Here is a 24,851-nt window from a genome sequence, read left to right as displayed (position 1 = left end):
GGCGCCCGCAGTGGTACGAGCCGCTGCGGGCGCCCCTCAGGTTTGTGCGCAGACCCGGCGGCCGATGTCGAGCATCGTGCGCACATGCAGCCCGGTCTGGGCGGAGACGGGCACCCAGCGGGGGGCGTAGGCCTTCTCCAGCTCCTGGCACCACTCGCGGACGAGGTCGCCGAGCGCGTCGGCGGTGGCCGCGTCGACAGGGGCGAGCGCCCGGCGCATCATGGCCGCGGCGCGCAGCGGGATACGGCGCGCGCCCATGCCGAGCGTGGCGAAGTGCCCCCGGGAACCGCTGAGTTCCTCGGCGGTCCAGGTCGCCGCGACGGACGGCGCGACGTCGATCAGCTCCAGGGCGGCGTCGCGGAGCGGGGCAAGAGACTCGGGCACGTCGTCGGTACCGCTCCCTGCGTCCAGTACGGCGGTCAGCTCGCGGGTGCGGTCGAGCAGCACCTCGACGACGCGGGCCACCGCACGTTCGGGGTCGGCCGGCGGGCGGGGGTCGCTGAGCGCGGCGACGCCCCAGGCGGGTGCCTCGACGAGGGTGGTGAGGGTGCCGTAGCGGCGCGGGTACAGCCAGGTGCTCTCGGCGACGAAGCCGCTCGGGTCGCGCTCGCTGCCGGTGCGTTCGGCGGGCAGCAGCAGCACACCGGGCGGGTCGGGCCGCCAGTCGGGGCCGTCGCAGGGCTGGTCGTCGAGCGGGATGTCCAGCAGCGCGGCCGTCCTGCGGAAGGCGCGGGCGGCCCCGGGCACCTGCCGCGTCATCATGGCGAAGGCGCCGCCGAACTCGATGCCGTGCAGCGTGAACTGGGCGACCGGACGCAGTTCGTCGAGCAGCCGGACGAGCGCCGCGGACTCGGGCAGCGCAGGCCGTTCCTCGCCCAGCGCGGGCAGCGACTCCGGCTGACGGGCGAACAAGGGCCGGTACAGCCGCAGATGGCACTCCTGCAGAGAGGGCGCGGGCTCCTCGGGCTGCCAGCCCTGGGCCAGCCGGGCGCCGTCGGGGTCGAGACAGAGCAGGAAGTGCCAGGCGCAGTCCAGCCTTTGCAGCAGCTGGGGCCGACGAGCGAGAACCCCGGCCAGCCGGAGCGCCGAGGCTCCCCCCACGGGTTCATTGGCATGCGCGCCCGCCACCGTGAGCACCTGCCGCTCACCACGCCCCACGGACAGCAGCCACAGCGGCCGACCGGCCCGGCTCTCCCCCACCACCCGCAGGCCCGTCACCCCGGGCACGGCATCGGCCAGCGCCCGAGCCCGCCGCTCCAGATCACCGACAGTCGGATACGACGAGGTCCCCACCCCGGCGCTCCGCTCAGGCACCCTGCGAGTTGCTGTCCCCCGTGGTCTCCTTCTTGTCCAGCGGGCGAATGACGATCTTCTCGGCCATGCGGGCTCCCCTCGCACAAATCGCCTACGACGCATCGGACTTGCCGGAGCAAAAGCCCCGTCATGAGCTTGCGCCAAGGGTCACGCGAGCGAACATCCGTGTCAAGCACACACGTTCACTCTTCACGAGGTGTCAGTCGGCCCCGGCCGCCGTCCGCAGGGCCTCCAGCACCCGGGACACCGCCGGGGCCTCGGATGCGCCTCGGCGGACCGCGGTCAGGATGTGGCGGACGGGGCGGTCGGCGGTGAGTTCGCGCATGGCGACGCCTTCGCGGCGGACGGCGGCCAGGCGGGGGACGAGGGCGACGCCCATGCCGGCCTCGACCATGGCGAGGATGGCGGTCCAGCCGGCGGCGGAGTGGGCCTGGAGGGGGCGGAAGCCGGCGGCTTCGCAGGCGGAGAGGGTGATGTCGGACCAGGGGCCGCTGCCGCCGAAGATCCAGGGTTCGGCGGCGAGGTCGCGCAGGTGCAGGGGGTCGGCGTCGGCCAGGGGGTGGTCGGGGGGAAGGGCCACGTCCAGGGGGTCGGCGAGGAGGGGGTGGAGGTCGAAGCGGGGGTCCTGGGTGGTGGGGGCGTGGGCCGCCAGGGACAGGGCGAGGTCGACCTCGCCCGCGGCCAGCAGGTCGTAGGCCTCGGCCGCCTCCGTCTCGCGGACCCGGACCGTCACGCCGGGGTGCTCCGCGCGCAGGGCCCGTACGGCCGGGACCACCAGGGCCGGTACGGCCGTGGCGAAGGCGCCGACCCGGACCTCGCCGGCCTCGCCCTGGCTGTAGGCGGCCAACGCGGCGTCGGCGCGCTCCAGTTGCTCGAAGACCGACTCGGCGTGACGCAGTACCAGGCGGGCCGCGTCGGTGAGCCGGACGCGTCGGCCGTGCGCCTCCAGCAGGGGCACGCCCAGTTGCCTTGCCAGGTTGGTCAGTTGCTGGGAGACCGCCGACGGGGTCATCCGCAGGGCCTCGGCCGTGGCCGTGACGGTGCCCTCCTCCCGCAGGGTGCGCAGGATGTGCAGTTTCCGGATGTCCCACTCGGCCATGGCCCGCAACCTACGTCACCGCCGCGCGCCCGCGCCCAGCACCACCCCGCCCAGGATCAGCGCCATGCACCCCGCCTGCGCCCAGCCCGTCGGCTCGTCGAGCAGCGCCCAGGACAGCAGGGCCACACAGACCGGCTGGAGGTAGTAGACGACGCCGGCGCGGGACGGGCCGACCAGCGCGATCGCCCGGTTCCAGGCGAAGAAGGCCACGGCCGAGGAGGCGATGCCCACGTAGAGGAGGGGCAGGACCGTGCCAGGCGTCGGGGTGAAGCCGCCCTGGAGGGCGAGGCTCGCCGCCTGGGCGGGCAGCAGCATCAGGGTGCCGAGGAGGAAGGTCGTGAACAGGAAGGCCGTACCGGTGAGTTCGGCGGGGCGGCGGCGCAGCAGCGCGCTGTACGAGCCGAAGCTCGCCATCGCCGCGACCATCCAGACGTCCCCCGCCGAGAACGACGCCCCCGTCCCGCCGCCGACCAGCAGCAGCACCCCCGCGCACGCCGTCAGCAGCCCGGCCACCCGGCGCGCTCCGAGACGTACGCCCGCCGCGCGCTCGTACACGGCCATCAGCACCGGCGACGCGGCCATGATCATGCCCATGTTGGCGGCGGGGGTGGTCAGGCCCGCCTGGTTGACGAGCGTGTTGTAGAGGGCGACCCCGAGGAAGGACGCCAGGAGGACGAAGCGCAGGTGACGGCGGATCAGGGCCCGCTGCCGCCAGGCCTGCCGGGCGCCGAAGGGTGCCACGACCGCGAGTGCCACCACCCAGCGCCAGAAGGCGTGCTGCACCGGCGGCACACTGTCGGCGAGGCCCCGGGAGGTGACGAAGCTGCCGGACCAGACGACCGTGGCCAGCAGAGCGAGAGCGAGCCCGAGGACGGGGGTGGCCGTCCTCGGGCTCGTACGGGTGGTGGTGGCGGTCTTCAGCGTTTGGGCCACGGAGGTCCTTTCTGCGCGGTGATCGGTGAGGGATCTACCGTCGCAGTGCAGGACCTGTCACGTCCATCGAAACTTTCTGTTCGTTCTTTTCAGTAGAACTGAATGATCCCTGAGCCTTCTGGGCCTTCTCGGCCTTCGGTGCCGGCCGTCCGCCGATCTGGCCGAAGACCGTCGCCCCGAACGCCAGCCCCATCCCCGCCAGTTGGACCGGGCTGAGCGTCTGCCCGAGCGCCACCCAGCCGACGACCGCGGCGGTCAGCGGCGACAGCGGACCGAGGAAGGTGACCTGCGTGGCGCTGAGCCGGCCGATGCCGCGGAACCAGAGCCAGTACGACACCGCCGTGTTGCCCAGCGCGAGGTAGAGGTAGCCGCCGATCGCGGGGGCGTCCAGCGCGGGCGGGGCGCCCTCGACCAGCAGCGCGAGCGGGGCGATGAGCAGGCCGCCCGCGGTGAGCTGCCAGCCGGTCAGCGCGAGCGGGCCCACGCCCTCGGGGCGGCCCCACTTCTTGGTGAGGACCGTGCCGGTGGACATCGACGCGGTGGAGGCGACGGCCGCCAGCACCCCTACGGTGTCCAGCGCCCCGGCCGCCTTCAGCACGACCAGACTGACGCCGAACGCCGCCGCGATCCCGGTGAGCACCGAGCGCAGGGTCGCCCGCTGCCCGAGCAGCACCGCCGAGAGCCCCACCACGAACAGCGGGCCCGCCGAGCCGACGACCGCGGCCATGCCCCCGGGCAGCCGGTACGCCGACAGGAACAGCAGCGGGAAGAACGCCCCGATGTTCAGCGCGCCCAGCACCCCCGCCTTCCACCACCAGGCACCGCGCGGCAGCACCCGGGCGAGGGCCAGCAGGAGCAGCCCGGCGGGCAGGGCCCGCATCAGGCCGGTGAACAGGGGCCGGTCGGCCGGCAGGAACTCGGTGGTGACGGCGTAGGTGGTGCCCCAGGAGATCGGGGCGAGGGCGGTGAGCAGGACGGTGGCGGAGCGCTTCATGGCCGGAGTCCTTTCGGAGCGACGGGGTTCTTGCGGAGCGGAGGGGTTCTGACGGAGCGGGAGCTTTGAGGGTCAGGCCGCGAGACGAGCGGGCTCGGCGGGTTCGGCCGCCTCGGCGGGCCTCTCCGCGGGCCCGGCACTGCGGGCCACCGTCACCGGCACGGGCCGGACCGCCTCGGCCGGCAGCCGCCGCTCGACGCGGATCAGCAGGGCGGCCGCGATGGCCGAGGTGACGATCAGGACCGCCCAGGGGGCGCGGCCGTCGAGGGCGAGCAGCGTGGTGAACAGGGAGGGCGCGACGGCCTTGGCCAGCGACCAGGACATCTGGTACGCCGCCATGTACCGGCCCCGTACCGCCTCGGGCGCCGCCGACACCGCGAGCACCTCGGCGGCCGGGCTGTGGATCAGCTCGCCCAGCGTGTAGAGGACGACCACGACCAGCAGGGCGGCGCCCAGCACGGTGTCGTTCTGCGGGCGCAGCGTGCCGAGCACGATGTTCGCGGCGAACGCGGCGGCGAACAGCGCCCCGCCCAGTCCCGCGGCCCGGGTGCGCCGGGCCCCGGCCCGCCGGACGCGGGAGCCGACGTACACCCCGGCGGCCGCGCACAGCACGGTGTTGACGGTGAAGGCGGAGCCGGTGAGGACGGCTGGGCCGTTCAGCGACTGCACGATGAAGAGCGGGAAGAGCACCGACAGGGCGGAGTAGCTGAGCGCGTTGAGGAAGTTGGCGCCGGTGAGGACCAGGAAGGGCCGGTCGGTGAGGACGAGCCGGTATCCGGCGCCGGGCTTGCGCGTCGGGGCCGGTTCGGTGGAGCGCACCGGCTTCAGCGGACGCACCAGCAGCGCGGCGAGCGCGAAGGACAGGGCGTTGCCCCAGGCGGCGTAGGTGTAGCCGGCGGGACCGGCGAGGGCGATGACGAGGGTGGCCAGCAGGGCGCCGGCGCCGTTGCCGCCGTTCTGCAGCGCGCGGGTGGCCGCCTGGAGCCGGTCGCGGCCCTCGCCCCTGGCCACCTCGCCGATCAGCGACTGGTTGACGGCCGGGAAGGCCCGGTCGGCGGCCGCGGTGACCAGCGCGACCGCGGCGAAGGCGGCGAGGGACTGGGCGAAGGGGTAGAGGGCGAAGCCGACCACCCGCACGCCGTACAGCACGTACAGCACCCGCTTGGCGCCGTACCGGTCGATCGCCGCCCCGGCGGCCGGGAGCGCGCCGAGTCCGGCGAGCCCGGTGACGGTGAGGACCGCGCCGACGACGGCGAAGGAGAGGCCGGTGACGTAGTGGAAGAACACCAGGGTGAAGGGGACGTACATGCCCGTCCCGATGCCGTTGACGGCGGCCGCTACGGGCAGCGCCCACTCCCCTGCTACGCGCTCGCGCTTCTTGCGCATGACGTCCCCCTGCTGTGATCCGCGATCGACCGCCGAAGCGGCTTGATGGGAAGTAGCTTAGCGCTAAGCAACTTTTATGCAAGCCACTTTGCACTGACCTACTTTCATCCGAGCTACTTTCTTGCGGCCGACCGGTCCGCGGCGGATACTCCTGCCCATGAACCCGAACCCCGAGCCCCAGGACCGCCCGGACGCGGTGGACGCGATCATCGGCCAGTGGGCGGCCGTACGCCCCGACCTCGACACCAAGGCGATGGAGGTCTTCGGCCGCGTCTACCGGCTCGCGCGCACGATGGGCGACCGGATGGAGAAGGCGTACGCGCGCTTCGGGATCTCACGCGGCGAGTTCGACGTCCTCGCCACGCTGCGCCGCTCCGGCGAGCCCTACACCCTCTCGCCGCGCCAGCTGTCCTCCACGCTGATGCTGACCACCGGCGGCATGACCGGCCGCCTGGACAAGCTGGAGCGGGCGGGCCTGCTGCGCCGCTCCCCCGACCCGCACGACCGCCGCGGCCTCCAGGTCACCCTCACCGACGAGGGCCTGACCCTGATCGACGAAGCCGTCGGCGCGGGCCTCGCCGTCCAGACCGAGGCCCTGTCCGAGATGGACCCCGCCGAGGCGGAACAATTGGCGGGCCTGCTGCGCAAGTTGCTCGCGGGCACCCAGGACCACTGAGAAAGGGGACGACCATGGCGGACTGGGAACTGCGCCCGGCCACACCGGCCGACCTCGAACCGGCGGTCGCGATACGCGCCGAGGCCATGCGCCCCGACCTCGTACGACTGGGCCGCTACGACGACGTACGGGTCCGGCAGCGTCTGCGTGACTCCTTCGACCCCGCCCACACCTGGGCGATCGAGGTGTCCGGCGCCTTCGCCGGCTGCGTGGCCCTGCGCCCGGCCGAGGACGCCCACTGGCTGGAGCACTTCTACCTCGACCCCGCCCTGCACGGCCACGGAGTCGGCACCGCCGTCCTGCGCACCCTGCTGGAACGCTGCGACGCCGACGGGGTGCGGGTCCGGCTCAACGTCCTCAACGGCAGCCCGGCTCGCCGGCTGTACGAGCGGCACGGGTTCGTGCTGGAGAGCGAGGACCCGGTGGACGTGTTCATGGTCCGCGAGCCTGTCGAGCGCAAGCGGGAGAGCTAGGCGTCCGCCAGCCACGCCAGCATGCGGCCCCGTGACCAGCACCGCCCGACGGCCTCGGCACGCAGGGCCGCGTGCTCGAACACCGCGAGACCGATGATGCTGTGGCCGGAGGCGCGGCGGTCGCCGAACGTCGGGATCGCCGGCGCGACCCCGACGCCCTCCGCCGACACCCAGGCCACCGGCCGCCGGGTCGCCGCCTCGTCGAGGCGTTGCAGGAAGCGCGGCCGGCTCTCCGGCGGCAGAGCTGACAGCGCCCACGTCGTGGTGACGACCGGCAGGGCTTCCTCGGGCACCCGGGCGAGGGCGTCGGGCAGCAGGTCGAGGGCGTCGCCCCGCAGCAGCAGCGGCGGGTCCGTCGCCGCGAGCGCCAGCTCCGCGTCGAGCCTCGCCCGGCGCTCCGGCAGGTCGGGAGGCAGACAGGCCCGCAGCCAACGGACCTCGTCCGGGTCCGTCACATCGACCGGCTCGGAGTCGATGCCGATACGGGCGACGACCTCGGGGATCGCCCGCGCCGGGACAGGCCGGTCCCCCACGACCGAGCAGGTGAACTGCACGGGCGAGGCCGGATCGCCCAGCACCTGGCCGTCGCCGTACGTGATGCCGACGCGGTCGACATCGAGGTTGAGCCCCGCCCCACAGCCCACGTCGATCAACCCCACCGCCTTCGCGCCGACCCGACGTGCCGCCTCGGCGACGGCCGGGTAGAGCACGGCGCAGCGTCCCGTCACGTCGGTCCGCGTCCGGCGGTGCGCGGCAAGGGCCACGATCTCGTCGGCCCTGCCCAGCAGCGTCTCGACCGCCGCCCGCGCGGCGGCGTCCCCGTCCCCGGCGGCGTACGCGGCGGCCAGCTCCGGGGCACGTCCCGCGAGGGCCAGGTCGTACAGCGCGGCCAGGATCAGTGCGGGCTGCCTCTTCCTCGCCGGCGCCGCCTCGATGGCGCGCAGGGCCGCCTCGGACTCGCTCAGCGCGACGGCGACCCGCTCGTACAGCGCCGAGGTCCCGGCGGCATCGACCTCCCCGAAGCGCCGGTACACCTCGGCGAGCGTGCGGGGCCTGGCCATGAGTGCTGCTCCCTGCGGTCGGTCCTGGCGATTACGGCGACCCTTTCACGAACGGCGTCGACCGGGGCCGGAGGTGCTCAGCCCACGTGGGCGGCGAGAGCGGCCTCGAGCTCGGCCGGGGTGGGCCGGTCGGCTGCCCAGGCGGTGTATCCGTCGGGGCGTACCAGCAGGGTCGTACGGCGGTCGCTCGCCCAGCGTGCGGTGCTGAGCCGGTCCTTGCGGGTGCCGCCGTCGTCGTAGGCGTCCGGGGTGATCAGGACGAACCGGCCGCCGCGCAGGGCTTCGTAGAGGCGGCCGCCGTCGGCGAGGGCGATGTCGGGGACGCGGGTGCCGGTGAGGCGGTGGGCGCCGCGGGGGGCGGGGTAGCGGTAGCCGATGCCGGTGATCTGGCCGGCGGCCTTGCGGCGGGCGGGGCCGACCGCACCGAGGAAGTGCGCCAGAGCGGCGCGCAGGGCGAGGGTCCAGGGCCGCTTGGCCATCGCGAGGCGGACGATGCCGCCGCTGCTGCGCAGCACCGACCTGCCGACGGGGTGACGCTCGGCCTGGTAGGTGTCGAGGAGGTCGTCGCCCGCGTGGCCGCCGAGCACCTGGGCCAGCTTCCAGCCGAGGTTGGCCGCGTCCTGGAGGCCGGTGTTCATGCCCTGGCCGCCGGCCGGGGTGTGCACGTGCGCGGCGTCCCCGGCGAGGAACACGCGGCCCACGCGGTAGGCGGGTGCCTGGCGCTCGTCGCTGTGGAACCGGGACATCCACCGGGCGTCGTACATCCCGAAGTCCCGCCCCAGCGCGAGCCGGGCGATCTCCTTGACCTCCTCCAGCTCCAGCGGCTCGTGGTCGGGGACGTTCCGCCGGCGGTCCCAGCCGATCACCCGGTAATAGCCGTCGCCGAAGGGCGCGATGAAAGCGAAGGCGTCCCCGACGGCGTTGACGGTGAGCAGCGCCTCCGGCTCCTCGGCGAGCCGGACGTCCGCGAGGACGACGGAGCGGATGACCGAATGGCCGGGGAAGGGCAGCCCGATCTCCTGGCGCACCGCGCTGCGCATCCCGTCCGCCCCGACGACGTACGCGGCCCGCAGCTCCTGCTCGCGTCCCTCGGGGGTGCGCACCTTCAGGGTCACGCCGTCCGCGTCCTGGGCGAGGCCGGTCATCTCGGTCTCGTAGCGGAAGTCGACCCCGGCCTCCTCGGCGCGCCGACGCAGGGCCTTCTCGACCTCGTACTGCGGGATGACCAGCAGGTGGTTGAACCGGGAGGGCAGCGCGGCGAGGTCGACGGTGAGCCGCCCGAACAGCCGCAGCCGGTCGAGCTGCCGGCCTGCCGCCTCCAGCTCGTCGGCGAGGCCGCGGGCGTCGAGCTGCTCCAGGGTGCGGGCGTGCACGGCGAAGGCGCGGGAGAGGTTGCTGATCTTCGCGGGGCGCTTCTCGACGAGGGTGACGGGGATGCCGGCGGTGGCGAGGTCACCGGCGAGGAGGAGGCCGGTGGGGCCAGAGCCGACGACGATCACGGCGGCGTCCCGGACGGTCTCGCCGGTGGTGGAGCGGGTGGTGGAGCGGGCGGTGCCAGTGGTGCCGGTGGTGCCGGTCATGATGGCCTCCTGGGTGCCTACGCTTGTTGGCCAACAGCCGTTGACCAGCGCTCGTGGACGACGATAGAGGGGGAGGCGGCGCGGGTCAACACTTGTTGGCACACACGCGTTGGCCTACGCTCGTTGACATGACAGACGGCACCACCACCCCCGCCTCGGACGCCCCGCCCAACCGCCGGTCCGACGCCACCCGCGCCGCCATCCTCGACGCAGCGCGGGAACGCTTCGCGGCGGACGGATACGAGCGCGCCACCATCCGCGCCATCGCGCGGGACGCGCGCATCGACCCGTCGATGGTGATGCGGTACTACGGCAACAAGGAGGGCCTGTTCGCCGCCGCCGTCGCGGTCGATCTGCGGATGCCGGACGTACACGCCCTGGCCCGGGAGGACGTCGGCCGGGCGCTGGTGCGGCACTTCCTCGACCTGTGGGAGGACAGCGAGGTCCTCACCGCCCTCCTGCGCGTCGGCGCCACCAGCCAGGCCGGGGCCGAGCGGATGCAGGGCATTTTCCGCGACCAGTTGCTGCCCGTCGCGCGCGTGGTGTGCCCGGACGCCGAGCAGGTGACGACCCGGGCCGCGCTGTGCGCCACACAGCTTCTCGGGCTGGCGCTCACCCGTTACGTCCTGCGCCTGCCGCCGGTCGTCGCGCTGCACCCGGAGGAGATCGTGGCGTGGCTGGCGCCCACGGTGCAGCGGTACCTGACGGCCGCGCACCCCTGAGAGCAGCGGCCGCCACACCCGAAAAGCAACGAGGGCGCCGGCCCCTGCCGCGGTGTGCGGCGGGGTCGGCGCCCTCGGGAAGAGCGGGGGACGGTCAGGCGCGGGCCTTGGCCTTGGCCTTCACCTTCGGGGTGCGGTCCTTCGAACGGTCGAGGACCATCACCAGGCCGGCGATGACCGCGAAGAGGGCGAGCGGGGCGAGCACGAACTGGCCCAGCGTCTCGATGACGCTCAGGCCCGTGCCGGGGTCGTCACCGTCGTCACGCGTCAGCGCGAGCGCGGGGGACGACATGAGCAGCATCATCAGCGTCGTACCGGCGGCCAGGGCGCCGGCGCGCAGGGCGTTCTTCTTGTCCACGGTGCCAAAGTTAGCGAACGTCTGTCGGGGCCGCTCGTCCGGGGGTCCGTTAGTCGGCTCGCGGCGCTGTTGTTTCCTTCTCCCACCCGCGCACCGCCCGTTACAAGTCAGCCGAGAGGCTCGGCTCTCCTTCTTCGCCCGCTCGCCGTCGGCGGCTTCCCCTTACCCCCTCCCCCTCACCCCCTCCCTCAGCACCTCCACCAAAGCCCGCAACCGCCCCGACTCCGCCAGTTCCTCCAGCGGCACCGGGCGCCCCTCGGCGTCGGCGACGGGGAGGCGCCAGTTCGGGTACTGGTCCCATGTGCCGGGGAGGTTCTGGGGGCGGCGGTCGCCGATGCCGTCGGGGAGCCAGAGGCCGACCAGGCGGGCCGGGGTGCGGGCGAGGAAGCGGTGGACGGCCTGGACCTCGGCCTCCTCGGAGGAGAGGTCGGAGCCGCCGCCGGTGCCGGCCAGGAAGCCGAGGCGGGTGAGCAGGGCCAGCCACTCGGCGACGTCCGTGGCGGCCTCGTCGCGTTCCTCGGCGAGGGGACGGCCCAGCAGCCCGAGCCGGTCGCGGAGTTCGACGTGTTCGCCGGTGAGCCGGGCGGCGGTGGGCGGCAGGTCGTGCGTGGTGGCGGTGGCGAGGCAGTCGGCGCGCCAGGCGGAGGGCGGCAGGGGCAGCCCGTCGCCCTCCCAGTCGCGCTCGAACCACAGCACCGACGTGCCGAGCACGCCCCGCTCGCGCAGCGCCTCGCGGACTCCCGGCTCGACCGTCCCCAGGTCCTCCCCGATGACGACCGCCCCGGCCCGGGACGCCTCGAGCACCAGGACGGCGAGCATGGCCTCGGCGTCGTAGCGGACGTAGGCGCCCTCGGTGGGCGGGAGCCCCTGCGGGACCCACCACAGCCGGAACAGGCCCATGACGTGGTCGATGCGCAGGGCGCCCGCGTAGCGGAACAGGCCCCGCAGCAGCGAGCGGTAGGGCGCGTAGCCGGACGCCGCCAGCCGGTCGGGGCGCCAGGGCGGCAGGCCCCAGTCCTGGCCGTGGGCGTTGAAGGCGTCGGGCGGGGCGCCCACCGACATGCCGGCGGCGAAGTACTCGGCCTGCGCCCAGGCGTCGGCGCCGCCGGGGTGCACGCCGACGGCCAGGTCGTGGACGAGCCCGACCGGCATGCCCGCCTCACGGGCGACGCGCTGCGCGGCGACGAGCTGGGAGTCGGTGAGCCAGGCCAGCCAGGTGTGGAAGTCGACGCGGTCCATCAGCTCGGTCCGGGCGCGGGCGGTCTCGGCCGAGCGCGGGTCGCGCAGCGCGGCAGGCCATTGCTGCACGTCACCGCCGTACACCTCGGCGAGCGCGTTCCAGGTGGCGTGGTCCTCCAGGTCGCGGCCCTGCGCGGCGAGGAAGTCGCAGTAGGCGGCCCGCCGGCCGGGGCCGAGGGGTACGGCCCGGACGAGTTCGAGGGCCTCGCGCTTGAGTTCCCATACGGCGTCCCGGTCGATCAGCGCGCCCTTGTCGAGCACGGACTCCCTGAGCCGGGCGGCGCGTTCCAGGAGCCCGGCGACGCGCTCGCGGTCGTCGACGTAGGCGAGTTCGGGGACGTCCTCGACGCGCAGATGCACGGGGTCGGGGAAGCGGCGGGAGGAGGGCCGGTAGGGCGAGGGGTCGGTGGGGCTGCCGGGCACGGCCGCGTGCAGCGGGTTGACCTGCACGAACCCGGCCCCGAGCGCCCGTCCCGCCCAGGCGGTGAGCTCGCCGAGGTCCCCGAGGTCGCCCATGCCCCAGGAGCGCCGGGAGAGCAGGGAGTAGAGCTGGACGAGCAGGCCGTACGACCGTCCCGGCGGGGTCGGCAGCCGGTCCGGGGCGACGATCAGATGCGCCTGGGCGGTGCGTCCGTCCGGCGCGTGGGCCTGAAGCCGGTGCACCCCGACGGGCAGCGCCGCGACGGACCCCTTGTGGACGGTCCCGCCGGACCCCTCGTGGACGGCCCCGTCCTCGGTCTCGACCCGCAGCCGGGTCCCGGCCGGCAGCTCGGGCAGGCCGCCGTCCGCCCCCTGCCACACCACGACCGTCGGCGGCAGCAGCCGTAGGCCCGTCTCCCGCTCCCGGGCGGCGAGCGCGGCGCGTACGGCGTCCGGGGTGCTCGCGTCGACGCCGAGGGCGGCGAGGACGCGGACGAGGGCGGCCGGTGAGGCGGTGACCGTGCGGTCGGGGGCGGGCCGGTAGGAGGTGGCGACGCCGTGCAGGTCGGCGAGTCGGGCCAGCTCCTCGTCCAGGGGGCGGTCCGGGCTGGGTGCGGTCATCTACGGCCTCGTGGAGTGGGCGTCCGGGGCGGCGAGCGGCGGCTCGCTGGTCAGGGGTTCGGCGTCGGGCAGCGGGGGTTCGCTGGTCAGCGGGGTCTGCGAGCAGGCGCTCTCGGCGGAGAACACGCGCACGGGCGCGGCCGTGGCGGGCTCCGCCGGGCGTTTGGAGAGGGCCGAGAGCAGAAGGTGTGCCGATGCGGCCACGGGGGGCTCCTTCGGTAGGGGTACACATGCGTCGGACCAACACAGCCCTACCCAGCGGGCGCGACGGCAGACGTCACAGATGACGAATACCGCGAGTCGCCACAATCCCTGCGGGCCTCGGGAATCCACCCCTCCCCGCTATTCACTCAGTACATGTACTGAGTACATAATGATCTCCATGAGCACCCGCCACATCCTGCTCGGGCTGCTCGCCACGGGTCCCAGCCACGGCTACGACCTCAAGCGACGGCACGACGAACGCTTCCCGCAGGCCCGCCCGCTGGCCTACGGGCAGGTGTACACGACCTTGCAGCGCCTGGTCCGTGACGGACTGGCCGAGGTCGACGGCACCGACTCCGACGGCGGTCCGGAACGCACGCTGTACCGGACCACCGAGGCCGGGGCGCGCGAACTGGCGCGCTGGGCGGCCGAGGTGACGCCGCCCGCGCCGTTCGTCGCGAACGAGATCTTCGCCAAGGTCGTGGTCGCGATCCTCGCGGCCGGCGACCCGGAGGCGTACCTGCGCGACCAGCGCGCGGCGCACATGGCCCGCATGCGTGACCTGACGGCGGTCAAGACCGCTCCCGGGGCGGATCTGTCGACGGTCCTGTCGGCCGACTACGCCCTGACCCATCTCGACGCCGATCTGCGCTGGATGACGACCACCGGCGCCCGGCTCGCTTCCCTCACCGCGGAGGTGGACACCGTATGAGTACCGACACGACCCCGCTCCTCACGGCCCGTGGCCTGGTCAAGACGCACGGCCCGACCCAGGCGCTGCGCGGCGCCTCCGTCGAACTCGCGCCCGGCGAGATCCTCGCGGTCACCGGGCCCAGCGGCAGCGGCAAGTCGACGCTGCTGCACTGCCTGGCGGGCATCGTCCGCCCGGACGAGGGCGAGGTGGTCTACGGCGGTGAGCGGCTGGACCGGCTGCCGGAGGCGCGGCTGAGCGAGCTGCGGCGCACCGACTTCGGGGTGGTGTTCCAGTTCGGGCAGCTGATACCGGAGCTGACCGCGCTGGACAACGTGGCGCTGCCGCTGCTGCTGGCCGGGCGGGGCCGTACGGTGGCGCGGGCGGTGGCGGCGGAGTGGCTGGAGCGGTTCGGGGTGCGCGGGCAGGGCGAGCTGCGGCCCGGTGAGATGAGCGGCGGCCAGGCACAGCGGGTGGCCCTGGCGCGGGCCCTGGTGACCGGTCCGAAGGTGGTGTTCGCCGACGAGCCGACCGGCGCGCTGGACTCGCTGGCCGGGGAGCAGGTGATGACCGCACTGGCGCACACGGCCCGTGAGTCGGGCATCTCCGTGCTGCTGATCACGCATGACGCGCGGGTGGCGGCGTACGCCGATCGCGAGGTGACGCTGCACGACGGCACGGTGGCGGCCGAGGGCGCGGACGCGTCGGCGGTGATCCGATGAGGACGGGGGCGCTGCGGGGACTGGGCGCCGATCTGCGGCTGGCCCGGCTGCTGGTGTCCGGCTCGGACCGGCGCGAGTGGTGGCGGATCGCGCTGACCGCGTTCGGGGCGCTGCTGGCGACCGGGTTCGCGCTGGCGGCGACGGTGCTGGCGGCGATGGAGGGCCAGTACCGGGTGTCGGTGGGCAACGGTCTGTTCGACCGGCCGGGAGAGCGCTCGGGTGTGATCGTGGCGCTGCTTCTGCTGCTGGTGCCGGTGTTCGGGTTCCTCGGGCAGTGCGCCCGCATCGGTGCCGTGCACCGGGACCGGCGGCTGGCGGGGCTGCGGCTGGCGGGGGCCTCGCCCTGGCAGGTGCGGCGGATCGCGGCGGCCGAGACGGGGCTGGCGTGCGCGGTGGGCTCGGTGGTCGTCACCGTCTTCGTGGTGCTGTTCCTGCTGCGGGAGTGGACAAAGGCGCCCGCTCTCGCCTGGGCGGGGATCGCGGTGGTGGCGTGCGCGGTGCCGGTGGTGGGCGCGCTGGTGAGCGTCCTTGCGCTGCGGCGGGTGGTGGCCTCACCGCTGGGCGAGGTGCGCCGGGTGCGGCGGCAGTCCCGGCCGGGTGCGGCCTTCCTGCTGGCGGCGCTGACGTTCATCGGCCTGGCGGTGGTGTCGCTGGTGCGGCTGGCGGACCGGCCGCGGCCCGGCCCGGAGGGCCCGCTGACGGTGCTCGCCGGGGTGCTCGTCGTCGGCATGGGCGCGCTGTGGCTGGCGGGGGCCACCTCGAAGCTGACCGGGCGGCGGCTGGCGGCGGGCACCGACAGCCCGGCGGTGCTGATCGCCGCGGAGCGGCTGCGCGACGACCCGTGGGCGGCGGCCCGTACGCATGCGGCGGTGCTGCTGGTGACGGTCGTCGGCACCGGGTTCGCCGGGGTCCGGCACACGATGCTGGAGGTGCTGGATTCGGACAAGCACCTCGCGGAGGACACGTCCTTCTACACCACCGGCCTCGACCTGACCGGCGCCGCGATCGGCCTGGCCCTGCTGATCACGCTGGGCGCGCTCGCCGTGGGCACCGCGGAGTCGCTGGCCTCGCGGCGTCGCGGCCTGGCCGCGCAGACCGCCGCCGGGGTGCCCCAGCGGGTGCTGGCCCGGGCCCTGCTCCTGGAGACCGCGCTGCCGCTGGCGCCGGCGGTGCTGCTGGCGGGGCTCGGCGGCATGGTGATCGGCACCGGGTACGCGTCGCTCACCGACGACGGCGCCGCGTCGGTGCCGTGGGAGGGGCTGCTGGTGCCGGTCGCGGTGTACGCCATGACGCTGCTGGCCGCGGCGACCTCCCTGCCCCTGCTGCGGCGCACACTGCGCCCGGCGGAACTGCGCTACACCTGAGCGCGCGCGGCACGGGGACCGGGGTGGACGGGGGTCTCCCCGGTCCCGTCGCGGCGCCGCGGCGTCGGGAATGCGAAAGCCCGGATCGAGGGTCAGGCGGAGATGCCGTCGATCCGGGCCAGGGCGTCGTCCGCGCCGTACGGCTGCAGGTAGGGCAGCCAGCGCGGGTCCCTATGGCCGGTGCCGATGATGCGCCAGGCCAGTCCGGTGGGCGGAGCGGGTTTGTGACGCAGCCGCCAGCCGATCTCGCCGAGGTGACGGTCGGCCTTCACGTGGTTGCAGCGGCGGCAGGACGCCACCACGTTGTCCCAGACGTGCTTGCCCCCGCGGCTGCGCGGGATGACGTGGTCGACGCTGGTTGCGACGCCACCGCAGTACATGCACCGGCCCCCGTCGCGCGCGAACAGCGCCCGGCGGGTCAGAGGAACGGGCCCCCGATAGGGAACCCGCACGAATCGCTTGAGCCGGACCACGCTGGGTGCGGGGACAGTGACGGTTGCGCTGTGCAGGAAGGCGCCGGACTCCTCGAGGCAGATGGCCTTGTTCTCGAGGACGAGGACGAGCGCGCGGCGGAGCGGTACGACGCCGAGGGGCTCGTACGACGCGTTGAGGACCAGGACATGCGGCACGGATGCCTCCTTGTACGCCGGCGGCGCGTGGCTCGCGCCGGGACGATCTGCAGTCAGTCTCCCCTCATGCCTGGTGAACGCGCCACCATGTCCCGGTAACGGGCTGGGAGTGTTTTCGACCACATCTGATTCCTCCCCTGGATCGTGAACGGTTCATCCCCCCTGTTCATCCCCGGGTCCACACGGTTTCTCCCTCGAACACCGCACCGATCCGCACACGATGCCCCGATAGTGTGGTGAGCCTGCCCTCCGGTGACCTTTTCGTGACCTTGAACGACTTGACCACCTGCCGGGGGGCGGACCGTTGCACCTGGAGGTACCCGACGTGTCGTTCCTGCCCGCCCTGTTCACCGCCGCGAGTCCGGCCCCGTCCCCCTCGGAGACGGCGCCCACGGTGCCGAGCATCCAGGACGCCCAGGAGAGCGCGACCCAGGCCGCGAGCTGGGTCGAGGAGAACTGGTCGACGTGGCTCGCGATCGGGCTGCGGGTGCTGCTGATCGTCGTGATCGCGGCGGTGCTGCGGGTGGCGGTGCGGCGGGCGATCACCAAGCTGATAGACCGGATGAACCGCACCGCGCAGGCGGTGGACGGCACGGCGATCGGCGGCCTGCTGGTCAATGTGGAGCGGCGCCGGCAGCGCTCGCAGGCGATCGGCTCGGTGCTGCGGTCGGTGGCCAGCTTCGTGATCCTCGGCACGGCCGCGCTGATGATCCTGGCGACGTTCGAGATCAACCTGGCCCCGCTGCTCGCCTCGGCGGGTGTCGCGGGCGTGGCGATCGGCTTCGGCGCGCGCAACCTCGTCACCGATTTCCTCTCCGGCGTGTTCATGATCCTGGAGGACCAGTACGGCGTCGGCGACCAGATCGACGCGGGCGTCGCCTCCGGCGAGGTCGTCGAGGTGGGCCTCAGGGTCACCAAGCTGCGCGGCGACAACGGCGAGATCTGGTACGTCCGCAACGGCGAGGTCAAGCGGGTCGGCAACCTCTCCCAGGGCTGGGCCACGGCCGGCGTCGATGTCACGGTCCGCCCGACGGAGGACCTGGACGAGGTGAAGGCCGTCCTGTCGGAGGTCGGCGAGAAGATGTCGAAGGAGGAGCCCTGGAACGAGCTCCTCTGGGGGCCGGTCGAGACCCTCGGCCTGGACAGTGTGCTGCTGGACTCCATGGTCGTGCGTGTCTCCGCGAAGACGATGCCGGGCAAGTCCCTCACCATCGAGCGCGAACTGCGCTGGCGCATCAAGCGGGCTCTCGACAACGCGGGCATCCACATGGTCGGGGGCATCCCAGCTCCGGCCGAGTCCGACGAGTCGGACCCCACCGCCGGCATGGCCGCCCCCTCGGCCTTCGCCAACACCTCGTCCCCGCAGGCCTCGGCGGCCTCCCCGCTGACGCCGCCGAGCACGACGAAGTAGCTCGCGCACGGACGGACGGAGGCGGTGCCCGGACAGCCCGGGGCACCGCCTCCTTTTTGCACGCCTCCTCGTCGCCTATTGACGGCCCCTCCCCGCCCGGCATACCTTCCTGCCACTGATAGGAAACCTTCCTAACAGTGATCTTCCCGAGCGCGGCGCAGCGTGAGAAGCTTGGCCCCCGAAAGGCAGGTGTCGACATGGCAGGAACCGCCGGTACGCCGGGTACCCCCCGCGTGCTGCGTGCCATGAACGACCGGGCCGCCCTGGATCTGCTGCTGGAGCACGGGCCGCTGAGCCGCACCCGGATCGGCAAGCTGACGGGCCTGTCGAAGCCGACCGCCTCGCAGCTGCTCGCCCGTCTGGAGGCCGCCGGACTGGTCCGCGTGACCGGCACCAGCGAGGGCCGACCGGGGCCGAGCGCCCAGTTGTACGCCGTGAACCCGGGCGCCGCCCATGCCGCCGGGCTCGACGTCACGCCCGACCGCATCCGCGCCGCCGTCGCCGACATCACCGGCGCGACCGTCGGGGAGTTCGAGCTGGCCACGCCCGGCCGCCGCCCCGCGCAGCCCGTCGTGCAGCAGGTCACCGCCGCGCTCGACGGCGCGGTGAAGGCGGCGGGCCTGACCCGGGACGACGTCCACCGGCTGGTCATCGGCACCCCCGGCGCCTTCGACCCCTCCACCGGCCGGCTGCGCTACGCCTCGCACCTGCCCGGCTGGCACTCCCCCACGCTGCTCGACGAACTCGCCGCCGCGCTGCCGATGCCGGTCGAGTACGAGAACGACGTCAACCTGGTCGCCCTGGCCGAGCAGCGACTGGGCGCGGCCAGGGGCCACGGCGACTTCGTGCTGCTGTGGAACGAGGGGGGCCTCGGCGCCGCCCTGGTCCTCGGCGGCCGGCTGCACCGCGGCTGGACCGGCGGCGCCGGCGAGGTCGGCTTCCTGCCGGTGCCGGGCGCGCCCCTGGTCCGCCAGGTGACCCGGGCCAACAGCGGCGGCTACCAGGAGCTGGCCGGCTCCCAGGCGGTGCCCCGGCTCGCCCGGGAGCTCGGCATCGAGGACATCCCCTCCGGGCCGTACGCCGAGGTCGCCGCGGCCCTCGTCGCGCGCGCGGCCGATCATGCGAGCGGCCCCCACCGCAGCCTCCTGGAGACCTACGCGACCCGGCTGGCCACCGGTCTGGCCTCGCTGGTCTCCGTCCTGGACCCCGAACTCGTCGTCCTCAGCGGCGCCTGTCTGACCGCGGGCGGCGAGGTGCTGCGCGGCCTGGTCCAGGCGGAGCTGGCCGAGCTGGCCGCGGCCCGGCCCCGTCTCGTCGTAGGCGATGTGACCGAACACCCTGTGCTGCGTGGCGCGTTGGAGAGCGCGCTCGCGACCACGCGCGACGAGGTCTTCGACACCTCTCGCTGAGCCCCGAACCACCCCCCGTCAGTCCCTCACCCGTCCCCCCGGTCCCCCTGGGAGCTTCGCCATGCCCGGAATATCGCGAAAAGTCATGCTCGCGCTCGCCGCCTCCGCGTCCCTCGCCCTGCTCACCACCGCCTGTACGGGCTCCTCGGACGCAGGGGCCTCCGACGACCCCTCGCAGGAGACCACGCTCACCTTCTGGCACGGCTGGAGCGCGCCGTCCGAGGTCGCGGCGGTCAAGGACCTGGTCGCGGGCTTCGAGAGGGAGCACCCCAACATCCACGTCACCGTCGTGGGCAACATGACGGACGACAAGATCAACCAGGCGCTGCGGGCGGGCGGTTCCAAGGCCCCCGACGTGATCTCCTCCTTCACCACCAACAACGTGGGCAAGTTCTGCTCCTCCGGCGCGCTGGTCGACCTGAACCCGTTCTTCGAGAAGGCGGGCATCGACCCGGCGAAGACGTTCCCGAAGGCGATGAACGAGTACACCCAGTTCGACGGCAACCGCTGCGCGGTCCCGCTGCTGGGCGACGCCTACGGCCTCTACTACAACAAGACGGCGTTCGAGGAGGCGGGCATCGACGCCCCGCCGAGGACGTGGTCCGAGTTCGCCGCCACGGCCAAGAAGCTGACCATTCCCCGGGGCGACTCGTACAAGCAGCTCGGCTTCATGCCGAACTACCACGGGTGGGAGACCACCACCGAGCACTACTTCGGGCAGTTCTCCCCCACCTACTTCACCCCCGACGGCAAGTCGAACATCGCCGAGGACCCTGCCTTCGAGGCCGGCTTCGAGATGCAGAAGCAACTCGTCGACGACCTCGGCGGGTTCAGGAAGCTGGAGACCTACCGGGCCGGTCTCGGCGACGAGTGGGGACCCAAGCACCCCTTCCACACCGGCCAGGTCGCCATGCAGCTCGACGGCGAGTGGCGGCTCGGCATGGCGACGGACGCGAAGCCCGGCTTCGAGATCGGCGTGGCCCCGCTGCCCGTGCCCGACGACCAGGCGGACCAGTACGGCAAGGGCTACATCACCGGCACCATCGCCGGCGTCGCGGCCACCAGCCGGAAGCAGAACGCCGCCTGGGAGCTGGTGAAGTACATGACCACCGACACGGACGCGGTGGTGGGCTTCTCCAACGCCATCCACAACGTGCCCTCCACGCTGGACGCCCTGAAGTCCCCGAAGCTGAAGTACGACCCGCGCTTCAAGACCTTCCTGGACATCGCCGCGAACCCGCACTCCACCACCACGCCCGCGTCCGTCAACGGCGGTGTGTACCTGGTGACGATCCAGCAGCTCGGCTACGACTACGAGAGCGGCAAGGTCACCGACCTGAAGGCCGGCCTGAAGAAGGCCGCCCAGCAGATCGACACGGACATCGCGCAGGCGAAGTAGCCATGAGCACGTACACGTTGGGTGCCAAGCGCCGCCGGGCGGCGCTGCGTACCGCCGCCTTCATGTCGCCCTGGATCATCGGGTTCTGCGTGTTCTTCGCGTATCCGATGATCTCGACCCTGTACTTCTCCTTCATGCACTACGACGGCTTCCGGCCGCCGGCCTGGAGCGGGACGAAGAACTGGGTCTACGTCTTCGAGCACTACCCGCTGTTCTGGCCCGCCCTGCGCAACACCTTGTGGCTGGTCGTGGTGATGGTGACCCTGCGGGTCGCCTTCGGACTGGGCATCGGCCTGCTGATCACGAAGATCAAGACGGCCACGGGTGTCTTCCGCACCCTGTTCTACCTGCCCTTCCTCGCCCCGCCGGTCGCCGCGACGATGGCCTTCGCCTTCCTGCTCAACCCCGGCACCGGACCGGTCGATGCGCTGCTGGAGGGCGTCGGCCTGCCCGCACCGGGCTGGTTCGGCGACCCCGACTGGTCCAAGCCCGCCCTCACGCTGCTCGCGCTGTGGGGCATCGGCGACCTGATGGTGATCTTCATGGCCGCGCTGCTCGACGTACCGAAGGAGCAGTACGAGGCGGCCGAGCTGGACGGGGCCTCCGCGTGGCAGCGGTTCCGGTTCGTGACGCTGCCGAACATCTCCCCGATCGTGATGTTCGCCGTGGTCACCGGCGTGATCCAGACCATGCAGTACTACACGCAGCCGCTGGTCGCCGGGAAGGTCGCCTCCGGTGTCATCCAGGGCTCCGGCACGCAGTTCGAGCCCGGCTTCCCCGACAAATCCACCCTCACCCTCCCCCAGCTCGTCTACAACCTGGGCTTCCAGCGCTTCGACTACGGCTCGGCGTGCGTGGTGGCGCTGGTGCTGTTCGCGCTGTCGATGGCGTTCACCGCGCTGCTGATGCGCCGCCGGGGCGGTCTGATCCAGGCAGGTGAACGATGACGTACGTACTGGAAAAGCCGGTGGAGTCGACGCCCGTCGCGCGCCGCAAGGCCACCCTGGAGTGGATCGCCGTCCACTCCCTCGGGATCGCCGCCGCGCTGTTCTTCACCCTTCCCTTCGTGTTCGTGTTCCTGACCTCGCTGATGAGCGACAGCCAGGCACTCAGCCGCGATCTCGTCCCCGACACCTGGGAGTGGGGCAACTACCAGAAGGTCTTCGACACCCCCGGTTTCCTGACCTGGTGGCGCAACACGCTGCTGTACGCGGGGCTCGGCACGGTCCTCACGGTCGTGTCGTCGCTCCCGGTCGCCTACGCGCTCGCCAAGTTCCGCTTCCGGGGCCGGAATCTGTCGCTGATGCTGGTCATCTCGATGATGATGCTGCCCCCGCAGGTCGTCGTGATCCCGATGTACCTGTTCTGGGCCAAGCAGCTGGACCTGTCCGGCACGCTGTGGCCGCTGCTGATCCCGATGGCGTTCGGCGACGCGTTCTCGGTGTTCCTGCTGCGCCAGTTCCTGCTGACCATCCCGGACGAGTATCTGGACGCCGCACGAGTGGACGGCTGCGGCGAACTGCGCGCCCTGCTGCGGGTGGTGCTGCCGATGGCGAAGCCGGGCATCGCGGCCGTGGGGCTCTTCCAGTTCTTCTACGCCTGGAACGACTACTTCGGCCCGCAGATCTACGCCTCCGAGAACCCCGGCGCCTGGACGCTGTCCTACGGCCTGGAGTCCTTCAAGGGCGCGCACCACACCGACTGGAACCTGACCATGGCCGCCACCGTTCTGGTCATGGCCCCCGTGATCCTCGTGTTCTTCTTCGCGCAGAAGGCGTTCGTCGAGGGTGTCACGCTCACCGGAGTGAAGGGTTAGACACACGTGAAACTCACCGTGGTCGGCGGCGGTTCGACCTACACGCCCGAACTGATCGACGGCTTCGCCCGCCTGCGCGACACCCTGCCGGTCGAGGAGCTGGTGCTGGTCGACCCGGCGGCCGAGCGCCTGGAGCTGGTCGGGGGCCTGGCCCGGCGGATCTTCGCCCGGCAGGGGCACCCCGGCCGGATCGTGACGACCTCCGACCTGGACGCGGGCGTGGCCGGCGCGGACGCCGTGCTGCTCCAGCTGCGCGTCGGCGGACAGGCGGCCCGTGAGCAGGACGAGACGTGGCCGCTGGAGTGCGGCTGCGTCGGCCAGGAGACCACCGGCGCGGGCGGCCTGGCGAAGGCCCTGCGGACCGTGCCGGTGGTGCTGGACATCGCCGAGCGGGTCCGCCGCACCAACCCCGGCGCCTGGATCATCGACTTCACCAACCCGGTCGGCATCGTCACCCGAGCCCTGCTCCAGGCCGGCCACAAGGCGGTCGGGCTGTGCAACGTGGCGATCGGGCTGCAGCGCAAGTTCGCCGCGCTGCTGGACACCGAGCCCTCGCAGGTGCACTTGGACCACATCGGCCTCAACCACCTCACCTGGGAGACCGGCGTCCGCCTCGGCGGTCCCGAGGGCGAGGACGTCCTGCCCAAGCTGCTCGCCGACCACGGCGAAGCCATCGCCGCCGACCTGCACCTGCCGCGTCCCCTGCTCGACCGGCTCGGCGTGGTCCCGTCGTACTACCTGCGCTACTACTACGCGCACGACGAGGTCGTACGGGAACTGCGCACGCGGCCGTCGAGGGCGGCGGAAGTAGCGGCCATGGAACGGCAGTTGCTTCAGATGTACGGCGATCCGGCGCTGGACGAGAAGCCGGAACTGCTCGGCAGGCGGGGCGGGGCCTTCTACTCGGAGGCGGCCGTCGACCTGGCGGCCGCGCTGCTGGGCGGCGGCGGCAGCCCGTACCAGGTGGTGAACACGCTGAACCGGGGCACGCTGCCGTTCCTCCCGGACGACGCCGTGATCGAGGTCCAGGCGGCCGTGGCCGCGCAGGGACCGGCCCCGCTGCCGGTCGCCTCGGTGGACCCGCTGTACGCGGGACTGATGGCGAACGTGACGGCGTACGAGGACCTGGCGCTCCAGGCCGCCCTGCACGGCGGACGCGAGCGGGTGTTCCGGGCGCTGCTGGCCCATCCGCTGGTGGGGCAGTACGAGTACGCCGAGGCGCTGACCGACCGGCTGATCGCACACAACCGGGAGCACCTCGCGTGGGCGTGAGAGCGGCCGTGCTCGCCGTCGACGCGGGCAACAGCAAGACCGACGTCGCGGTCGTGACCTCGGACGGCGAGGTGCTGGCCACCGCGCGCGGCGGCGGTTTCCGGCCGCCCGCGGTGGGCGTGGCGGAGGCCGTGGACAGTGTCGCCGAGACGGTGGGGCGGGCCTTCGCGCAGGCGGGGGTGGCCGGCGTCGACCATGTGTCGGCATGCCTGGCCAACGCCGACTTCCCCGTGGAGGAGGAGCAGTTGGCGGTGGCGCTGCACGCGCGCGGGTGGGGGACGTCCGTGGATGTCCGCAACGACACGTTCGCGATCCTGCGCGCCGGGGTCGCCGAGCCGCGCGGGGTGGCGGTGGTGTGCGGGGCCGGCATCAACTGTGTCGGCATGCGCCCCGACGGCCGTACGGCCCGCTTCCCCGCGGTCGGGCGGATCTCCGGCGACTGGGGCGGCGGCTGGGGGATGGCCGAGGAGGCCCTGTTCCACGCCGCGCGCGCGGAGGACGGGCGCGGCGGCCCGACGGCCCTCGCGCGCACGCTGCCCGCGCACTTCGGCCTGGCCTCCATGTACGCGCTCATCGAGGCGCTGTATCTGGAGCACATCCCTCAGGCCCGGCGCCATGAGCTGACGCCGGTGCTGTTCGCCACGGCCGCCGACGGCGACCCGGTCGCCCGCTCGCTGGTGGACCGGCTCGCCGACGAGGTCGTCGCCATGGCCACGGTCGCCCTGACCCGGCTGGACCTGCTGGCCGAGGAGACACCCGTCGTCCTCGGCGGCAGCATCCTCGCCGCCCGGCACGCCCTCCTCGACGACGGCATCCACACCCGCCTCGCCGCCCGCGCCCCCAAGGCCGTCCCACACGTCGTCACCGCCCGCCCGGTCATGGGCGCAGCCCTCCTGGGCCTGGACCACGTCGGGGCGGGGACCACCGCCCAGGAGAGGGCGCGCGCCCACTTCGCCTGAGCGCCCCGAGTACGCCCCGCGCACACCGCACACGGCGCCCTCCTCCCACCGGGACAGGAGGGAACCGAACCGGTTCGCGGGGCGTATTCATGGGCAGGG

Annotated in this window: 24 protein-coding genes; 13 read left to right on the top strand and 11 right to left on the bottom strand. The window is 73.1% G+C overall.

From position 1 onward, the window contains the following. Window positions 1–36 precede the first annotated feature (36 nt). The 5 genes from RKD23_RS24825 to RKD23_RS24805 all read right to left on the bottom strand — a co-directional run bounded on the left by RKD23_RS24825 (window position 37) and on the right by RKD23_RS24805 (window position 5,726). Window positions 37–1,293: a M14 family zinc carboxypeptidase gene (locus tag RKD23_RS24825; protein WP_424855677.1), complete on the bottom strand. Its 1,257-nt coding sequence runs from the start codon at window positions 1,291–1,293 to the stop codon at window positions 37–39. A gap of 220 nt (window positions 1,294–1,513) precedes the next feature. Continuing rightward, complete coding sequence (locus tag RKD23_RS24820; protein WP_424855676.1) at window positions 1,514–2,413, bottom strand: LysR family transcriptional regulator; 900 nt, start codon at window positions 2,411–2,413, stop codon at window positions 1,514–1,516. 15 nt (window positions 2,414–2,428) lie between these two features. Continuing rightward, a complete protein-coding gene (locus RKD23_RS24815; protein WP_424855675.1) occupies window positions 2,429–3,346 on the bottom strand; it encodes a DMT family transporter in 918 nt (305 codons plus the stop codon). Window positions 3,347–3,380: 34 nt separating this feature from the next. Next, window positions 3,381–4,340, bottom strand: a complete 960-nt coding sequence (locus tag RKD23_RS24810; protein ID WP_424855674.1) for an EamA family transporter — start codon at window positions 4,338–4,340, stop codon at window positions 3,381–3,383. A 72-nt stretch (window positions 4,341–4,412) separates the two neighbouring features. Next, a complete protein-coding gene (locus tag RKD23_RS24805) occupies window positions 4,413–5,726 on the bottom strand; it encodes an MFS transporter (RefSeq protein ID WP_424855673.1) in 1,314 nt (437 codons plus the stop codon). Window positions 5,727–5,883: 157 nt separating this feature from the next. Here RKD23_RS24805 and RKD23_RS24800 point away from each other — a divergent pair, with 157 nt between their 5' ends. Both RKD23_RS24800 and RKD23_RS24795 read left to right on the top strand, forming a co-directional pair. Continuing rightward, complete coding sequence (locus RKD23_RS24800) at window positions 5,884–6,402, top strand: MarR family winged helix-turn-helix transcriptional regulator (RefSeq protein ID WP_424855672.1); 519 nt, start codon at window positions 5,884–5,886, stop codon at window positions 6,400–6,402. A gap of 14 nt (window positions 6,403–6,416) precedes the next feature. Further along, the gene (locus tag RKD23_RS24795) at window positions 6,417–6,875 is read left to right on the top strand and encodes a GNAT family N-acetyltransferase (RefSeq protein ID WP_424855671.1); all 459 of its coding nucleotides are present in this window, start codon (window positions 6,417–6,419) and stop codon (window positions 6,873–6,875) included. Here the strand turns inward: RKD23_RS24795 and RKD23_RS24790 are convergent. Next, a complete protein-coding gene (locus RKD23_RS24790) occupies window positions 6,872–7,936 on the bottom strand; it encodes a DUF2332 domain-containing protein (RefSeq protein WP_424855670.1) in 1,065 nt (354 codons plus the stop codon). The two genes, RKD23_RS24795 and RKD23_RS24790, sit on opposite strands and share 4 nt — an antisense overlap. 77 nt (window positions 7,937–8,013) lie before the next feature. Then, window positions 8,014–9,516 carry an FAD-dependent monooxygenase gene (locus RKD23_RS24785; protein WP_424855669.1) on the bottom strand — a complete coding sequence of 501 codons (1,503 nt, stop codon included), beginning with the start codon at window positions 9,514–9,516 and terminating at the stop codon, window positions 8,014–8,016. Window positions 9,517–9,644: 128 nt separating this feature from the next. Here RKD23_RS24785 and RKD23_RS24780 point away from each other — a divergent pair, with 128 nt between their 5' ends. After that, window positions 9,645–10,238, top strand: a complete 594-nt coding sequence (locus RKD23_RS24780) for a TetR family transcriptional regulator (RefSeq protein ID WP_424855668.1) — start codon at window positions 9,645–9,647, stop codon at window positions 10,236–10,238. 94 nt (window positions 10,239–10,332) lie between these two features. Here the strand turns inward: RKD23_RS24780 and RKD23_RS24775 are convergent, their stop codons facing one another. The 3 genes from RKD23_RS24775 to RKD23_RS24765 form a co-directional block, all read right to left on the bottom strand. Continuing rightward, window positions 10,333–10,596, bottom strand: coding sequence for a hypothetical protein (locus tag RKD23_RS24775; RefSeq protein WP_424855667.1), 264 nt, complete (start codon window positions 10,594–10,596; stop codon window positions 10,333–10,335). Between the two features lie 162 nt (window positions 10,597–10,758). Further along, window positions 10,759–12,876 carry a 4-alpha-glucanotransferase gene (malQ, locus tag RKD23_RS24770; protein ID WP_424855666.1) on the bottom strand — a complete coding sequence of 706 codons (2,118 nt, stop codon included), beginning with the start codon at window positions 12,874–12,876 and terminating at the stop codon, window positions 10,759–10,761. Then, window positions 12,877–13,080: a hypothetical protein gene (locus RKD23_RS24765; protein WP_424855665.1), complete on the bottom strand. Its 204-nt coding sequence runs from the start codon at window positions 13,078–13,080 to the stop codon at window positions 12,877–12,879. 178 nt (window positions 13,081–13,258) lie between these two features. Between RKD23_RS24765 and RKD23_RS24760 the strand changes: the two genes are divergently transcribed. Genes RKD23_RS24760 through RKD23_RS24750 form a run of 3 tightly spaced genes read left to right on the top strand, consistent with a single transcriptional unit; the run spans window position 13,259 to window position 15,857 of the window. Beyond that, window positions 13,259–13,792 (top strand): PadR family transcriptional regulator, encoded by a 534-nt coding sequence (locus RKD23_RS24760; protein ID WP_404035689.1) that lies wholly within the window; start codon window positions 13,259–13,261, stop codon window positions 13,790–13,792. Next, a complete protein-coding gene (locus RKD23_RS24755) occupies window positions 13,789–14,493 on the top strand; it encodes an ABC transporter ATP-binding protein (protein ID WP_424855664.1) in 705 nt (234 codons plus the stop codon). The genes RKD23_RS24760 and RKD23_RS24755 overlap by 4 nt, the downstream gene beginning before the upstream one ends. After that, window positions 14,490–15,857 carry an ABC transporter permease gene (locus RKD23_RS24750; RefSeq protein ID WP_424855663.1) on the top strand — a complete coding sequence of 456 codons (1,368 nt, stop codon included), beginning with the start codon at window positions 14,490–14,492 and terminating at the stop codon, window positions 15,855–15,857. The genes RKD23_RS24755 and RKD23_RS24750 overlap by 4 nt, the downstream gene beginning before the upstream one ends. A gap of 92 nt (window positions 15,858–15,949) precedes the next feature. Here RKD23_RS24750 and RKD23_RS24745 read toward each other — a convergent pair whose 3' ends face one another. Then, window positions 15,950–16,486: an HNH endonuclease gene (locus tag RKD23_RS24745; RefSeq protein ID WP_404035698.1), complete on the bottom strand. Its 537-nt coding sequence runs from the start codon at window positions 16,484–16,486 to the stop codon at window positions 15,950–15,952. A 304-nt stretch (window positions 16,487–16,790) separates the two neighbouring features. On the opposite strand from RKD23_RS24745, the gene RKD23_RS24740 reads away from it, so the two are divergent. The 7 genes from RKD23_RS24740 (at window position 16,791) to RKD23_RS24710 (ending at window position 24,752) form a co-directional block, all read left to right on the top strand. Then, window positions 16,791–17,897, top strand: a complete 1,107-nt coding sequence (locus tag RKD23_RS24740) for a mechanosensitive ion channel family protein (protein ID WP_424855662.1) — start codon at window positions 16,791–16,793, stop codon at window positions 17,895–17,897. A gap of 197 nt (window positions 17,898–18,094) precedes the next feature. After that, entirely contained in the window at window positions 18,095–19,306 is a 1,212-nt protein-coding gene (locus RKD23_RS24735) for an ROK family transcriptional regulator (RefSeq protein WP_424855661.1), read from the top strand. A gap of 61 nt (window positions 19,307–19,367) precedes the next feature. Further along, a complete protein-coding gene (locus RKD23_RS24730; RefSeq protein ID WP_424855660.1) occupies window positions 19,368–20,705 on the top strand; it encodes an ABC transporter substrate-binding protein in 1,338 nt (445 codons plus the stop codon). A gap of 2 nt (window positions 20,706–20,707) precedes the next feature. Next, the gene (locus RKD23_RS24725; protein ID WP_424855659.1) at window positions 20,708–21,652 is read left to right on the top strand and encodes a carbohydrate ABC transporter permease; all 945 of its coding nucleotides are present in this window, start codon (window positions 20,708–20,710) and stop codon (window positions 21,650–21,652) included. After that, complete coding sequence (locus RKD23_RS24720; RefSeq protein WP_424855658.1) at window positions 21,649–22,521, top strand: carbohydrate ABC transporter permease; 873 nt, start codon at window positions 21,649–21,651, stop codon at window positions 22,519–22,521. The genes RKD23_RS24725 and RKD23_RS24720 overlap by 4 nt, the downstream gene beginning before the upstream one ends. 6 nt (window positions 22,522–22,527) lie before the next feature. Next, window positions 22,528–23,793 carry a 6-phospho-beta-glucosidase gene (locus RKD23_RS24715; protein WP_424855657.1) on the top strand — a complete coding sequence of 422 codons (1,266 nt, stop codon included), beginning with the start codon at window positions 22,528–22,530 and terminating at the stop codon, window positions 23,791–23,793. Beyond that, window positions 23,784–24,752 (top strand): N-acetylglucosamine kinase, encoded by a 969-nt coding sequence (locus RKD23_RS24710; protein WP_424855656.1) that lies wholly within the window; start codon window positions 23,784–23,786, stop codon window positions 24,750–24,752. The genes RKD23_RS24715 and RKD23_RS24710 overlap by 10 nt, the downstream gene beginning before the upstream one ends. Window positions 24,753–24,851: the final 99 nt, after the last annotated feature.

This window comes from Streptomyces sp. SAI-170, assembly GCF_049739565.1.
GTDB lineage: Bacteria > Actinomycetota > Actinomycetes > Streptomycetales > Streptomycetaceae > Streptomyces.
This window is presented reverse-complemented; position numbering and strand designations above follow the sequence as displayed.

Coding starts and splice junctions, on each gene's coding strand:
- RKD23_RS24820 (WP_424855676.1), bottom strand. CDS start 2,413: ATGGCCGAGTGGGACATCCGGAAACTGCACATCCTGCGCACCCTGCGG.
- RKD23_RS24810 (WP_424855674.1), bottom strand. CDS start 4,340: ATGAAGCGCTCCGCCACCGTCCTGCTCACCGCCCTCGCCCCGATCTCC.
- RKD23_RS24805 (WP_424855673.1), bottom strand. CDS start 5,726: ATGCGCAAGAAGCGCGAGCGCGTAGCAGGGGAGTGGGCGCTGCCCGTA.
- RKD23_RS24800 (WP_424855672.1), top strand. CDS start 5,884: ATGAACCCGAACCCCGAGCCCCAGGACCGCCCGGACGCGGTGGACGCG.
- RKD23_RS24795 (WP_424855671.1), top strand. CDS start 6,417: ATGGCGGACTGGGAACTGCGCCCGGCCACACCGGCCGACCTCGAACCG.
- RKD23_RS24790 (WP_424855670.1), bottom strand. CDS start 7,936: ATGGCCAGGCCCCGCACGCTCGCCGAGGTGTACCGGCGCTTCGGGGAG.
- RKD23_RS24785 (WP_424855669.1), bottom strand. CDS start 9,516: ATGACCGGCACCACCGGCACCACTGGCACCGCCCGCTCCACCACCCGC.
- RKD23_RS24780 (WP_424855668.1), top strand. CDS start 9,645: ATGACAGACGGCACCACCACCCCCGCCTCGGACGCCCCGCCCAACCGC.
- malQ (WP_424855666.1), bottom strand. CDS start 12,876: ATGACCGCACCCAGCCCGGACCGCCCCCTGGACGAGGAGCTGGCCCGA.
- RKD23_RS24760 (WP_404035689.1), top strand. CDS start 13,259: ATGAGCACCCGCCACATCCTGCTCGGGCTGCTCGCCACGGGTCCCAGC.
- RKD23_RS24755 (WP_424855664.1), top strand. CDS start 13,789: ATGAGTACCGACACGACCCCGCTCCTCACGGCCCGTGGCCTGGTCAAG.
- RKD23_RS24750 (WP_424855663.1), top strand. CDS start 14,490: ATGAGGACGGGGGCGCTGCGGGGACTGGGCGCCGATCTGCGGCTGGCC.
- RKD23_RS24735 (WP_424855661.1), top strand. CDS start 18,095: ATGGCAGGAACCGCCGGTACGCCGGGTACCCCCCGCGTGCTGCGTGCC.
- RKD23_RS24730 (WP_424855660.1), top strand. CDS start 19,368: ATGCCCGGAATATCGCGAAAAGTCATGCTCGCGCTCGCCGCCTCCGCG.
- RKD23_RS24725 (WP_424855659.1), top strand. CDS start 20,708: ATGAGCACGTACACGTTGGGTGCCAAGCGCCGCCGGGCGGCGCTGCGT.
- RKD23_RS24720 (WP_424855658.1), top strand. CDS start 21,649: ATGACGTACGTACTGGAAAAGCCGGTGGAGTCGACGCCCGTCGCGCGC.